9 protein-coding genes are annotated in these 14,011 nt (G+C 46.1%); 2 read left to right on the plus strand and 7 right to left on the minus strand.

Features of this window, described 5'->3' with window-relative positions:
* Positions 1 to 61: 61 nt before the first annotated feature.
* From clpS to pflB, 4 genes are all read right to left on the minus strand, one after another.
* Positions 62 to 355: an ATP-dependent Clp protease adapter ClpS gene (gene clpS / locus QUA43_RS04605; protein WP_015178834.1), complete on the minus strand. Its 294-nt coding sequence runs from the start codon at positions 353 to 355 to the stop codon at positions 62 to 64.
* 240 nt (positions 356 to 595) lie between these two features.
* Positions 596 to 3,229, minus strand: coding sequence for a bifunctional acetaldehyde-CoA/alcohol dehydrogenase (gene adhE, locus QUA43_RS04610; RefSeq protein WP_445301948.1), 2,634 nt, complete (start codon positions 3,227 to 3,229; stop codon positions 596 to 598).
* A 121-nt stretch (positions 3,230 to 3,350) separates the two neighbouring features.
* A complete protein-coding gene (pflA, locus tag QUA43_RS04615; protein ID WP_333371446.1) occupies positions 3,351 to 4,091 on the minus strand; it encodes a pyruvate formate-lyase-activating protein in 741 nt (246 codons plus the stop codon).
* 371 nt (positions 4,092 to 4,462) lie between these two features.
* Positions 4,463 to 6,691, minus strand: a complete 2,229-nt coding sequence (pflB, locus tag QUA43_RS04620; protein ID WP_333371448.1) for a formate C-acetyltransferase — start codon at positions 6,689 to 6,691, stop codon at positions 4,463 to 4,465.
* Between the two features lie 410 nt (positions 6,692 to 7,101).
* Here pflB and QUA43_RS04625 point away from each other — a divergent pair, with 410 nt between their 5' ends.
* Positions 7,102 to 9,840: a bifunctional acetate--CoA ligase family protein/GNAT family N-acetyltransferase gene (locus tag QUA43_RS04625; protein WP_333371450.1), complete on the plus strand. Its 2,739-nt coding sequence runs from the start codon at positions 7,102 to 7,104 to the stop codon at positions 9,838 to 9,840.
* 37 nt (positions 9,841 to 9,877) lie between these two features.
* Here QUA43_RS04625 and QUA43_RS04630 read toward each other — a convergent pair whose 3' ends face one another.
* Positions 9,878 to 11,128: a transposase gene (locus tag QUA43_RS04630; protein ID WP_333371452.1), complete on the minus strand. Its 1,251-nt coding sequence runs from the start codon at positions 11,126 to 11,128 to the stop codon at positions 9,878 to 9,880.
* A gap of 284 nt (positions 11,129 to 11,412) precedes the next feature.
* Complete coding sequence (locus QUA43_RS04635; RefSeq protein ID WP_333063623.1) at positions 11,413 to 12,015, minus strand: superoxide dismutase; 603 nt, start codon at positions 12,013 to 12,015, stop codon at positions 11,413 to 11,415.
* 381 nt (positions 12,016 to 12,396) lie between these two features.
* On the opposite strand from QUA43_RS04635, the gene QUA43_RS04640 reads away from it, so the two are divergent.
* Positions 12,397 to 12,936 (plus strand): phosphate-starvation-inducible PsiE family protein, encoded by a 540-nt coding sequence (locus QUA43_RS04640; RefSeq protein WP_333371454.1) that lies wholly within the window; start codon positions 12,397 to 12,399, stop codon positions 12,934 to 12,936.
* Positions 12,937 to 13,407: 471 nt separating this feature from the next.
* Here QUA43_RS04640 and QUA43_RS04645 read toward each other — a convergent pair whose 3' ends face one another.
* A complete protein-coding gene (locus tag QUA43_RS04645) occupies positions 13,408 to 13,959 on the minus strand; it encodes a peroxiredoxin (protein WP_333371456.1) in 552 nt (183 codons plus the stop codon).
* Between the last annotated feature and the right edge of the window lie 52 nt (positions 13,960 to 14,011).

Here is a 14,011-nt window from a genome sequence, read left to right on the forward strand (position 1 = left end):
AAGTGATGTTGCCATTTTGGCAAATTTGAAAGTAAGTATTGTAAATGTTAATTAAAAAATGTTAAGCAGACTCTAGCGGAGCCATTGTCAGTCCCGCACGGCTCAATTGCATATGATAAAGTTCTGCTTGCTCTTGCGGGCCAACCCAGACGGTGGCCTGGCCTTCGTGGTGGATTTGGTTGGCGAGTTTCCAAGCTCGATCGCTCGTCATCCCTGGAATGTATTTTGTCAAACATTCCACTACGTGCTGAAATGTATTGAAATCGTCGTTGAGGACTATTACCCGATAGTTGGGATAAGGCTTGCGGGTAACTTGACTCGATCGAACGGGTGCTATGGTTGGTGAAGAGGTCATCGCGCGAACAGCCACTAAAACTACAAAATTCTTAAAATAGTTACCTTTTCAACTATATCACAATTTCTGAACTTTTAAACCGCCCCTTGCAAATAAATCGACTTGGGCGATTTTCGAGGGCGATTTTTAGATTTTTAGATTTGAGGACAAAGAAACCGGGTTTTCAGGAAATTGAGGGTTTCTACCCACGATTTTGGTTGAAAAACCCGGTTTCTGATCGATCGTTAGATGCAGTACAGCTTATCCAACTACAGTTAACTCTCGATCGACTCCAGAAGTGTTGGTGTCAGAGTATGCTTGCAGCAGAAGTTGCTTTAAATCTTCAATCAGCGGATAGCGGGGGTTTGCTCCGGTACACTGATCGTCAAAAGCTCGATCGGCCATTTCCTCAACCCGAGCAAAAAAGAAATCATCGCTCATTCCCTGACTGGCGATCGTCTCCTGAATCGTGCTAGGAATATCTACCTGACGCTTCAGATCTTCCACCGCTGCGATCAACTTCTCCACTTTCTCGTCTTCGGTATCGCCGCCCAAATTCAGATAGTCCGCAATTCGAGCATAACGCCACTTGCTGTTAGGATACTTGTTTTGAGAAAAAATCGCTTGTTTGAAAGGAACATCCGTTGCATTGTAGCGAATTACATGGGAAATCATCAGCGCATTCGCTAAACCGTGAGGGACGTGGCAAGTTGAACCTAATTGGTGAGCCATTGAGTGACAAACCCCCAGAAAAGCGTTGGCAAATGCCATCCCGGCGATCGTAGCAGCATAATGTACTTTCTCCCGCGCTTTCGGATCGTTAGCACCATTTTTGTAAGCGCTGGGCAGGTATTTAAACAGCAAACGAATCGCTTCTAAAGCCAAACCATTTGTATATTCAGAAGCCAACACAGAAACATAAGCTTCTAAAGCGTGGGTTAGCGCATCAATGCCGCCGTAAGCAGTCAGTTTCCGGGGCATATTCAGCGTAAGTTCTGGATCGACGATCGCCATACTCGGAGTCAGAGCATAATCTGCAAGCGGATACTTAATCCCCGATCGTTCATCCGTAACAACCGCAAAAGGCGTGACTTCCGAACCCGTTCCCGAAGTAGTTGGAATTGCGACCATAATTGCCTTTGAACCCAAAGGAGGCAGTTCGTATACCCGCTTGCGAATATCCATAAACCGCATCGCCAATCCTTCAAACTCAATTTCTGGATGCTCGTACATCAGCCACATTACTTTAGCAGCATCCATCGGTGAGCCACCACCAAAAGCAATAATCGCATCTGGATGGAAACTATTGCAGATTTCTAAACCTTTGCGAACAGTAGCAAGGGAAGGATCGGGTTCCACATCGTAAAATGTGTAGTGATCGATGCCGATTTCTTCCAAACTATCTGTGACTTCCTTAATCAGTCCCAATTCAAACAAAGGTTTATCCGTCACGATCAAAGCACGTTTCTTACCTGCAAGATCCCTCAAAGCTACAGGAAGACAACCAGACTTAAAGTAAATCTTGGGAGGAATGCGGAACCAGAGCATATTCTCGCGACGTTCTGCTACGGTTTTGATATTCAGCAGGTGATGGGGTGTCACGTTGACAGAAATGGAATTATCGCCCCAGCTACCGCAACCGAGGGTAAGGGAGGGATCGAGGCGGAAATTGTACAAATCGCCGATCGCACCTTGAGAAGAAGGCGTATTAATCAGCACCCGCGAAGTCTCTAGTTTGCTTTCAAAATAACGAATGTGCTTCTGATTGTGGGGGGCGGTGTAGAGTACAGAAGTATGTCCGTGTCCGCCAAAAATTATCAGCGCTTCAGCTTTGTCTACTGCTTCAGTAAAGTCCTTGGCGCGGTACATGGCGAGAATCGGCGAAAGTTTTTCACAAGCAAAGGGTTCTTCTTTACCTATCACATCCACTTCTCCAATCAAAACCCTGATGTTTGACGGCACTACAAAACCCGCAATCTCCGCCACCTTTTGCACCGATTGTCCGACAATTTCAGCATTCAATCGACCATCAATTAAGATTACCTGACGCACTTTTTCCCGTTCTTCAGCATTGAGGAAATAAGCACCGCGCTTGATAAATTCTAGTTGCACCGCATCGTACACTTCATCCACAACAACTACCGATTGTTCTGAAGCACAAATCGTGCCGTTGTCGAAAGTTTTGCTGAGCAAAATTGAGCTGACAGCCATTTGGATGTGGGCGGTTTCATCGATGATGGCGGGAGTATTTCCCGCGCCGACACCGAGGGAGGGATGCCCTGAAGAGTAGGCAGCTTTTACCATTCCCGGCCCGCCAGTTGCCAAAATTAGTTTGATATCGTGGTGCTGCATCAAAGCTTGGGAAAGTGGCACAGTTGGCTCATCAATCCACCCAATAATATCCGGTGGTGCTCCTGCCGCTACAGCAGCATCGAGGATGATTTTTGCCGCCGCAGCCGTGCAGGATTTTGCGCGGGGATGGGGCGAAAATATAATGCCATTTCTAGTCTTGAGCACGATTAAAGACTTAAAGATGGTGGTGGAAGTCGGGTTAGTTACAGGAACGATTCCCGCCAGCAATCCCACGGGTTCGGCAATGCGTTCGTAGCCAAAATGCCGATCGGACTCGATGATACCGCAAGTCTTGTCGTTTTTGTATTTGTTGTAAATCATTTCCGAGGCAAAATGATTTTTGATTGCCTTATCTTCGATGACTCCCATTCCCGATTCTTTGACTGCTGCCTTGGCTAAGGGAATGCGGGCGGCATTAGCGGCTAAAGCTGCTTGCTTGAATATGCGATCGACTTGTTCTTGAGTGTAGGTGGCAAATTCAGCTTGGGCTGCTTTTACTTTTTGAATTAGGACTTCTAATTCATCTAAATTGGTAACTTTCATGTTGTTTTTCTTGATGTTTTTTTGTGGATAATTATTGCATAAATCTTTGATGGCTAGGGAAACCGTAGATCGATGCAGATAATTTCAAAATACTTGGTGACTTGTGCAGGATTTATTTGAATTATATACCGCTAGCTCCGATCGCATTGACTCCGCGACTGCGAAAAACATCAACAGTTTGTTGCACGAGTTCCGGTGAAGCTGAAGGTATATCCTTGAGGGCGTAATCCAGTTTTAATTGTTCCCATTTGTATTCTCCCATTTTATGAAATGGTAATACTTCTACTTTTTCCACATTAGTCAGATTGGCAATAAAATCCGCTAGTTTTTCTATGTTTTCGATGGCATCTGTGAGGTGAGGAACTAGAACGAATCGAATCCAAGTCGGTTTGCCAATTTCGCTGAGATATTTGGCCATTGCTAAAGTAGGCTCGATCGACACATTGGTGACTTTGTAATACAGTTCGGGAATGTAGGATTTGATGTCCAATAAAACCAGATCGGTCATTTCCAGCACCGGTTTAGCAACTTCTAAAAGACAGAATCCTGATGTGTCAAGGGCTGTATGCAATCCCATTTGATGACAGCGACTAAAGATTTCTCTGACAAAATCCGGCTGCATCAACGGTTCGCCGCCGCTGACTGTAACGCCTCCTTTCCGCAGGTAGGATTTACATTTGGTAATTTGATCGATTAAATAATCGACGGTTACTTCTTTACCATCGTGGGAATTGCGGCAGTCGGGATTGTGACAGTAAAGACAGCGTAACGGACAGCCTTGGGTGAAGACGATAAACCGGATTCCGGGGCCGTCTACGGTACCAAAAGTTTCGATTGAATGAATGCGACCAATTCCAGACATTTAATTTGCTGTTTGTTGGTGATGTTTCGAGATTAGGGATGAGGGAATCTCGGTGTTAACTTAAGCCTGGAAACTTGCGGATTTTTCGTTTGGTTGCTGAGGCTCGATTCCCCTAAATCCCCCTTGATAAGCAGGGCTGTTTCGGGGCAACCACGGGGGGATTGCCCCTACGGAAAACGATGATTTTGTAGGGGCGGTGCCCCCGTGCCCGCCCTCCCCATCCACTTCTTAAGGGCGGTTAGGGGGGATCTGACCTCATGGTTCAACAGCGAAACTAGACGAAAAAAGACTTATGTAGGCGCTTCTTGAGTCCCCCTCAGCTCGGACTTCGTTTGACAAGGAGCGGTTTCAACCGCCGATTCCAATGGAATTTACACCCGTTCGTGGAAAGTCCGTTTAATCACATCTAATTGCTGTTCGCGGGTAAGTTTGATGAAATTAACCGCATAACCGGAGACGCGAATTGTTAGCTGGGGATAGTTTTCTGGATGTTCCATCGCATCTAGTAATGTTTGCCGATCGAGCGCGTTAACATTGATGTGATGGCCGCCATCGTGGAAGTAACCGTCTAACAGACCAACTAGGTTATTAGTCCGATCGCTCTCCATTCTGCCCAAGGCCTGCGGTAGAATCGAAAAAGTATTCGATATGCCATCTTGACAATCACTGTAAGGCAGTTTTGCTACAGAAGATAAGGATGCGATCGCTCCACAGGAATCTCGGCCGTGCATCGGGTTAGCACCGGGAGCAAAGGGTTCGCCGGCTTTACGTCCGTCGGGAGTGCTACCAGTTTTTTTGCCGTAAACTACGTTAGAGGTAATCGTGAGTACCGATTGAGTCGCTACAGCGCCACGGTAGGTTTTGTGCTGGCGAATTTCGTTCATGAAGCTTTGCACAAGTTCGATCGCCACACTGTCTACGCGATCGTCATTATTGCCGTATTTGGGATATTCTCCTTCGATCGAGTAATCCACTGCCAAACCTTGCTCATTGCGAAGCACTTTAACTTTAGCGTGTTTAATCGCCGACAGGGAGTCCGCCACCACAGACAATCCGGCAATTCCGCAGGCCATTGTCCGGTAAACATCGCGATCGTGCAATGCCATTTCCAGCCGTTCGTAGCAGTATTTGTCGTGCATATAGTGAATGACATTCAGCGTATTGATATACGTTTTTGCCAACCACGCCATCATGTCCTGAAACCGCGCTCTTACCTCGTCATAATCGAGATATTCGGTAGTAATCGGTGGGAACTGCGGCGCGATTTGGTCGCCGGACTTCTCATCTTTACCGCCGTTAATCGCATAGAGCAAAGTCTTAGCCAAGTTAACTCGCGCGCCAAAAAACTGCATTTGCTTGCCAATTCGCATGGCGGAGACACAACAGGCGATCGCATAATCATCGCCGTATTGAGGACGCATTAAATCGTCGTTTTCGTACTGAATCGAACTCGTATCGCTGGATACCTTCGCACAGAATTGTTTGAAGTTGTCCGGCAAGTTTTCCGACCACAACACGGTGAGATTTGGTTCTGGTGCAGTACCGAGGTTTGAGAGAGTGTGTAAGAATCGGAAACTGTTACGAGTTACCAATGTTCTACCGTCATCGCTGATACCGCCGATCGCCTCTGTTACCCAAGTTGGATCGCCAGAGAACAGTTGGTTGTAGTCGGGAGTTCGCAAAAACCGCACCATGCGGAGTTTCATGACAAAATGGTCGATCAGTTCTTGCAATTCTTGTTCCGAACTCGCGCCACTTTGCAAATCGCGCTCGAAATAAATGTCTAAAAACGTCGATACGCGGCCGAGAGACATCGCTGCCCCATTTTGTTCTTTCACTGCTCCCAAGTAGCCAAAATACAGCCACTGGACAGCTTCTCGTGCATTTGCCGCCGGACGGCCAATATCAAAGCCGTAGCTAGCAGCCATTTCTTTTAACTCAAACAATGCTCGAATTTGCTCGGATAACTCTTCGCGCAAACGAATTGTTCCCTCGTCCATCGCCTCTAGTTCGAGTGATTCTTGCTGTGTTTTTTTATCATCAATTAGGCGATCGACACCGTACAAAGCAACGCGCCGATAGTCACCGATGATGCGCCCGCGTCCGTAGGCATCGGGCAAACCTGTGATGATACCAGAACGTCTTACCTGACGCATTTCGGAGGTGTAAACATCGAATACACCATCGTTATGAGTTTTGCGATATTTCGTAAATATTTCTTCAGTTTGCCGATCGAGCTGATAGCCGTAAGCTTCTAAACCAGCCTTGACCACGCGAATCCCGCCAAAGGGCATAATCGCGCGTTTCAAAGGTCGATCGGTTTGCAAACCTACTATTTGTTCTAAGTCGCGATCGATGTATCCTGCTGCATGAGCCGTGATCGATGTGGGAACTTTTGTATCAACATCCAATACACCTTTTTCGCGCTCTTGCTTCATTAGTTCCAGGACTTGATGCCAAAGCTGCTGGGTTTTTTCGGTTGGTGCTGTGAGAAATTCTGCATTCCCTTCGTAGGGGGTGTAATTTTTTTGAATGAAGTCTCTGACGTTGACTTCCTTTGTCCAGTTGCCTTCAGTAAAGCCGTGCCATTCTGCAAACATAGCTTGCTTTCACCTCAATTTTTTGTTAGCGATCGATCTTTTTTTCTTCGACCACTACATCTAATATATATTTAATTTCAATATTTTAACTACCAGGTTCGCTATTTGTTACAAAAATTGACTTGTTAATTCCGTGGAAAGAATTAAGATAGATAGTAGGCAGAACATCCTCTTGAATTGTTAAGGAAGCTCTGACCAAATTGGTTCCCGAACTAACACTTTGACAACCGAAATGTTGTTTAAGGGCGGGTGGGTCGGAAACGCGCAATGAGATTTTTTTTTCAGAAACCGCGAACACCCGAAGAAGCTGAATAAAAAGCCGAAAACAAGTAGAAAAAGAGTTCGGATTGGATGCGGTAGTTATCGAAAGCAGAGCAATATTAATTGCTGATTAATTGAAGTAGGGTATTATGCAGATAAATTCAAGAAATCAAAGCACTGCGAGCGATCCGGCTCACGATATTTGGAAAGAACAGCGTCATCCGCTCGATCGGATTTTTGCGCCTCGCTCCGTGGCTGTAATCGGCGCAACAGAGAGAGAAGGAAGCGTCGGACGTACTCTGCTGTGGAACTTGATTCGGAATCCGTTTGGCGGAACAGTTTTTCCGGTGAATCCGCAGCGCCGCAGTGTCTTGGGGCTCAAGTCTTATCCTGACATTGCTAGCGTCCCGGAAGTAGTGGATCTGGCGGTGATTGCTACCCCTGCTGCTGGGGTGCCACAAGTGATCCGCGAATGTATTGCTGCTGGGGTGAAAGGAGCAATTATTGTTTCTGCTGGGTTTAAAGAGATTGGTGCTGCTGGGGAGGCTTTAGAACAGCAAGTTATGGCCGAGGCGCGTCGGGGCGGAATGCGGATTATCGGCCCAAATTGCCTCGGCGTGATGAATCCTGTGCTTGGGCTCAATGCTACTTTTGCAGGTACGATCGCCCGTCCGGGTAATGTCGCCTTCATCAGTCAAAGCGGCGCCCTCTGTACTTCGATTCTCGACTGGAGTTTGGGGGAAAATGTCGGTTTTAGCGCTTTTGTGTCGATCGGCTCTATGCTCGATGTCGGTTGGGGCGATCTAATCGAGTATTTCGGAGACGATCCCCATACTCACAGTATCGTTTTGTACATGGAATCTATGGGTGATGCTCGTTCGTTCCTGTCCGCCGCCCGCCCAGTGGCGATCGACAAACCGATCATCATTCTCAAGGTAGGACGTACCGCCGCCGCCGCCCAAGCCGCCGCTTCCCATACGGGAGCTTTGACCGGCAGCGATGACGTGCTTAACGCTGCTTTCCGCCGCTGTGGCGCGTTGCGGGTACATACGATTTCCGATTTGTTCGACATGGCAGAAATTCTGGCCAAGCAACCGCGACCGCAGGGCAACCGCCTATCGATCGTCACCAATGCAGGAGGCCCAGGGGCGATCGCCACTGATGCCTTAATTAGCGACGGCGGTGCGCTGGCAGATTTGGCACCGGAGACGGTGCAGCAGCTTGATGAGTTTTTGCCGCCTCAGTGGAGTCATCACAACCCGATCGATATTTTGGGCGATGCTAGTAGCGATCGTTACGCCAAAACTCTAGAAGTTGTCGCTCCAGATCCCAATAGTGACGGATTGCTGGTCATCCTGACGCCACAAGCGATGACAAATCCCACCCAAACCGCAGAAAAACTCAAGTCTTACAGCAAACTCGGAAAGCCTTTATTAGCAAGCTGGATGGGCGGTGTGGAAGTGTCAGCGGGAACGCAAATTCTCAATCAGGCAAATATTCCGACTTTCCCCTATCCCGATACCGCCGTCAGGTTATTCAACTATATGTGGCGGTACACCTACAACCTGCGCGCTATCTACGAAACGCCTTCTCTCTCGGCTGATTCCGATCTCTGGAGTCCAGATCGATCGGCGGCCGCAAATATTTTGACTTCTGCACGCAAAAGCGATCGCACTTTGTTAACAGAATACGAATCAAAGCAGTTGCTCGCAGCTTATGGGATTCCCACCATCGCCACATCCATCGCCACCAGCGATCGCGAAGCTGTAGAAATTGCCGATCGCCTCGGTTATCCAGTGGTGCTAAAACTCCATTCTGAGACGATTACTCACAAAACCGATGTGGGGGGCGTAAAACTAAATTTAGGCGATGCTAACGCTGTAATTAGTGCCTTTGAGGCGATCGCCCAGCGGGTACGGGCGATTGATCCTGCAGCGTTTCTCGGCGTAACCGTGCAGCCGATGGTGAATTTGGAAGGCTATGAACTAATTTTGGGTAGCAGTATCGACCCACAATTTGGGCCAGTGATGCTGTTTGGTTCCGGCGGACAATTAGTGGAAGTCTTTCAGGATCGATCGCTGGCACTTCCGCCTTTAAATACCACCCTAGCGCGGCGGATGATGGAGCAAACGCGCATCTATAAAGCTTTGCAAGGAGTGCGCGGTCGATCGGCAATTGACCTGGTACAACTCGAACAGTTATTAGTTCGTTTCAGTCAACTGATTGTAGAGCAACCTCAAATTGCCGAGATTGATATTAATCCGCTGTTGGTTTCTCCTGAAGGTGCGATCGCTCTTGATGCCCGCGTTGTTCTGCAAACAACAGAAAACGCCATTTCACCCGCGATTCGCCCCTATCCTACGCAATACGTTCAAACATGGTCAACTAATGGCGATCGTCCCATCACCATCCGTCCGATTCGCCCAGAAGATGAGCCGCTGATGGTGCTGTTCCACGAAGAACTTTCGGAAGAGAGCGTGTATTTGCGCTACGCTCACATGGTAAAGTTAAAGCACCGCATCGCTCACGAACGTTTGACCCGGATTTGTTTTATTGACTACGATCGGGAAATGCTGTTAGTAGCCGATCGTCAAGACCCGGAAACCTCAGAACACCGGATTTTGGGAGTAGCGCGTCTGAGCAAACTCCACGGCACAAACGAAGCCGAATTTGCCCTCATCGTTAGCGATAGCTATCAGCAGCGCGGTTTGGGAACAGAATTATTGAGGCGGCTGCTGCAAATTGGTCAGGAAGAGAAATTACAGGCGATCGTCGGCTACATTCTCAATAGCAACTACCAGATGCAGAGCCTCTGTAAAAAACTAGGATTTGAACTCCAACCAGACCGAAGCGAAGGAATGTTGAAAGCTGTTTTTGTCTGCTATTGACACTCCCTGTGCTAAAGCAGCAGGGATTCTAAAGAAACTACCAAAAGGTAATTCTTGAAGGCGCTGTCAATTCACCCCTACAAACTCCGTCAAGGTCAAGCCCTAACATCGTCTCTACTTTTCTCAATATATTAGCCGCCCCATTGCAGTCAGCATTGATGTACCAGCTTTTCGCACTCGTCCGGTACAAACCGCGCTTTACTCGTCTACCTGTCTCCTTCCAACCATCGGGTTTTTCACCGATTTTAGGTAGAAAATCACGGTCTACAAATGATGCTTTAGATGTGTAACTTTCTTCAGTTTCAACAAACTTAATGCCGTATTGTTCGCACAGTTGAGCAATACGGTTTTTCAGTCGTGCCGTAGGGATTTGAACAAACTGTTGATTTGTTTTTTTGCCCATATTGGCAGAATCTTTCTGCCCCTTGTTCCATCCAAAAACGATAACGCCGATTCCGTTTTTGATACAGTGACTGACAACTAAACGAGCTGCTTTATTCACAGCATCGCGCATTTGACGGTTTCGCTTTTCAGTCAATCGCGCCAATTGATGTGACCAAAAACCATTATGCTTGCCCTCCATCAAAGCTGCTACCCGCTTGTTATACCACTGATTGACCGACTTCAAATGCTTACCGTCAATGATAAAGCTTGTTCCTGAGTTGCTGACGCAAGTAAGCCAATTACCAATACCGTGATCGATACCTAAAGCTTTTTGACTGTCTGTCACGGTTTGAACGCTGGATATTTTGTAAACAAACTCGGCGTAAAAACAGCCATTTCTGGGGAGAATTCTAACTTCTCGGATATCGGCATAGTCTAAGTTGGTAGGCATGGGGACTTGAAAATTCTTCAGTCCAAACCAAGTTGTTACCTTTTGACCGAGAGGGATTGAAATTTGACCGTCAACCAACTTTTTCCCAAGCGCTTGCTTCGGATAAGCGATTAGATGAAATCCACCAGGAGTACGGTAGTTCGGGAATTTCGGCTTAACTTCGAGTTTACCCTCCCAAAACAATTCTATTAATCCTTTGAAAGATTTTACCGATTCACCAACGGCACCACAAGTCTGCTGAGCAGCTTGAGCGCATAAAGCCCCGTAATGAGGATTGCGCTTTAATGCGTTGATTACATCAAATGGACGGACACAGATGCGAGCTTTAAAATATATTTGGCGAGCGTAGTAGACCGCACAATTATGCAGCTTGTTTGATTCTTGGCCAATGTATTCTAGAACCGCTTTGAGTTCTTTGTTAGGCTTGAGTAGGATTTGTTGACACCCAAACATTGGCATCCTTTTTTTGTAATATGTTGATTGTACACGACTATTTAACGGAGTCAATACCTCAACTAAAATCCTTAGAAAATATATCCAATAACAGACAAAAAATATAGAACACTGGTAGCTATCAGGCTACAACTGCGTTTCATACCCTGCGGGAAAGACCGGGGTTCTCACGCGACGCGCTATAGCAAGTTTGGTTAAATAATTCTCATTCCTCACAACTAAAGTCCTCACTACAAACTTTATCGGTTTGTAGTGAGGACTTTAGTCCTCAAACTCAGATGCTACTAAGCCGCAGCCAAATTTGCTGCTGCGAAATCCCAGTTAGCCAAATTATCCAAGAAATTAGTAATGTAGTCGGGACGGCGGTTTTGGAAATCCAAATAATAAGCGTGTTCCCACACATCCAAAGTCAGCAACGGAGTTTGGCCGTGTGCAACCGGGGTGTCAGCGTTAGCAGTTTTGGTGACTTTCAAAGTGCCGTTGTCCACAACCAGCCAAGCCCAGCCGCTACCGAACTGAGTTGTCGCAGCAGTCTTGAATTCTTCTTTGAATTTGTCGAAGCTGCCGAAGTCGGCGTTAATTTTGTCAGCTAAAGCTCCTGTAGGAGTTCCGCCGCCGCCCGGTTTGAGCGAATTCCAGAAAAAGTTGTGGTTCCAAACTTGACCTGCATTGTTAAAAATGCCTGCTTTGGATGGGTCTTTAGCAGATTCCTTGACAATTTCTTCAAGGGATTTGCTCGCCATTTCCGTTCCTTCAATCAGTTTATTCAGATTGGTCACGTAAGCAGCGTGGTGCTTGTCGTGGTGGAACGAAAACGTGTTGGCCGACATATGAGCTGGTTCTAGGGCGTCAGCGGCGAAGGGTAATGGTGCGAGTTCAAATGCCATGGTGTTCAATCCTCTCTGGATTACTTTGGGTTTTTTGGTTGACTTGGTGGCTTTTGTATGATTAAAGCCGAGAGTCACTAGCTTGAGTTTATCAAGCTGTGGTAAATAATTCTTTACAATTTTCATATTTTATAGCAGTTGCAGCATTTTAGCATTCAGACTTCTATTTTTTAGATATCAAAGCTACTTGTTGCAGGCATCAGATAGCATAAACTCTCACTAAATGTCAAGCCACCCTGGAGGCAAATAAAAGTGTGTGTGAAATTGTCAACCGATCGAAATTTTATGAGACTGATAAAGAGATTAAACCTGTAAATTGTCAGAAATTAACCTAAGTTCAATTAAGCTGTAAGAAAGTCAAACAAGTTGCAGGATATGTCAATGGAAAAGCGTTTAAACAACTCGTCCAATCACCCTCCTCAATGGTTGAATTTACAATTAATCGTCACCGCTCTGGAAACAGTCCAAGACTTAATTGTCATTTCTCTATGTATTGGTTTATTTTGTTTCATGGTACTAGAACTGCGAGAAATGTTTTTCTCGCTGCTGCCTCCTTTGAATTTTCAGCAAGTGACGGCAGACATTCTATTTCTATTAGTTTTGGTGGAATTATTTCGGCTGCTAATTATTTACTTGCAAGAACAAAGAGTTTCGATCGGCGTAGCTGTGGAAGTGTGTATAGTATCTGTTTTGCGAGAAGTCATCGTGCGGGGAGTGCTGGAAACTCCCTGGGTTCAAATATTATCAACAGGCGCATTTTTGCTGGTTTTGGGAGTGTTGTTGGTAGTCCGAGTTTGGTTGCCGCCAACCTTCGAGGGAATTGACCCGGAACGTCGCATGGCTAGCAGAAATAGAAAAGATTCAGCGCCTGAATCTTTTTCCGATCCTGTTGCAGTCGATAGCAAGTTTAATTCTCATTGAATATGGCATGACAAGCGATTTTAGATTTTAGATTTACTCTGATATTGCTTGTCACGTTACCAGCCATCATTTCCCGTAAAACTGAGATGTCGCACCATTGTCAATCGATTTTAGATTTTAGATTTTAGATTTTAGATTTTAGATTTTAGATTTTAGATTAAAGAATTGAAGCATTGACCCCACGGATAAATTCGGGGGGCAAGTTTCATCGGATACAGGTTTTTTATTTCTGGGTCCTGAGTCTGCGAAGGAATGAATCCGGGGGCTTGTGTCCTGGATGCTTTCGGTCAAGAACGGGCAAGATGCCCGTTCCACAAAGAGTAGATTTTCTCGTAGGGTGGGCAGGAGATCCCACCCAAAAAAGGATTATTGAGAATGGTGCAAGATGTCAGGTCAAATCAACCTGATAACGTTTGCAGTCATTCCCAATTATTCAAATCTAAAATCTAAAATCTAAAATCTAAAATGGTATTACCCGTTAGCCTGCAATTGGGTCAAACGAGCCAACACTTCTTTAGAGTGAATCGCCGGATTAATCTTCACAAAAGTTTCGCGCAAAATACCTTCAGGATCAATAATAAAACTGTGTCGTGCCGAGATAAAACTCATCCAAGAACCGTAAGCTTTACTCACTTTGCCGTCGGTATCAGCTAACAGCGGAAACTTCAAACCTTCCGAATCGCAAAATTCCGCATGGGAATCGACATCATCAGCACTAATACCGATAATTTGAGTATTCTTTGCCAAGTATTTCGGCAAGTCTTCCTGAAATCTCCGCGCTTCGATGGTACATCCTGAAGTAAAGTCTTTCGGATAAAAATAGACTACCAGCCACTTACCGCGATAATCGGACAGGGACACTTGTCCGTCGCCGCTGTTTGTCGGCAAACTAAAATCTGGCGCTGGTTGATTTACCGTCGGAAGCTTGCCACCGAGGGCAAATGCAGGTGTGGCAAAATTGAAACTTAGAACAACTAGACAAATTGCCAATAAAGTGCTAAAAAACTTGCGACGGGACATCATAAATTTAGAAGTAGAACTGTACTTAAGACAAGTTTACAGTTTTCTGATTAAA

The organism is Microcoleus sp. N9_B4, assembly GCF_036701635.1.
Lineage (GTDB): Bacteria > Cyanobacteriota > Cyanobacteriia > Cyanobacteriales > Microcoleaceae > Microcoleus.

Bases quoted from the DNA above. Each gene is read 5' to 3' on its own strand.
- clpS (WP_015178834.1), bottom strand. From the start codon at position 355: ATGACCTCTTCACCAACCATAGCACCCGTTCGATCGAGTCAAGTTACC.
- adhE (WP_445301948.1), bottom strand. From the start codon at position 3,229: ATGAAAGTTACCAATTTAGATGAATTAGAAGTCCTAATTCAAAAAGTA.
- pflA (WP_333371446.1), bottom strand. From the start codon at position 4,091: ATGTCTGGAATTGGTCGCATTCATTCAATCGAAACTTTTGGTACCGTA.
- pflB (WP_333371448.1), bottom strand. From the start codon at position 6,691: ATGTTTGCAGAATGGCACGGCTTTACTGAAGGCAACTGGACAAAGGAA.
- QUA43_RS04625 (WP_333371450.1), top strand. From the start codon at position 7,102: ATGCAGATAAATTCAAGAAATCAAAGCACTGCGAGCGATCCGGCTCAC.
- QUA43_RS04630 (WP_333371452.1), bottom strand. From the start codon at position 11,128: ATGTTTGGGTGTCAACAAATCCTACTCAAGCCTAACAAAGAACTCAAA.
- QUA43_RS04635 (WP_333063623.1), bottom strand. From the start codon at position 12,015: ATGGCATTTGAACTCGCACCATTACCCTTCGCCGCTGACGCCCTAGAA.
- QUA43_RS04640 (WP_333371454.1), top strand. From the start codon at position 12,397: ATGGAAAAGCGTTTAAACAACTCGTCCAATCACCCTCCTCAATGGTTG.
- QUA43_RS04645 (WP_333371456.1), bottom strand. From the start codon at position 13,959: ATGATGTCCCGTCGCAAGTTTTTTAGCACTTTATTGGCAATTTGTCTA.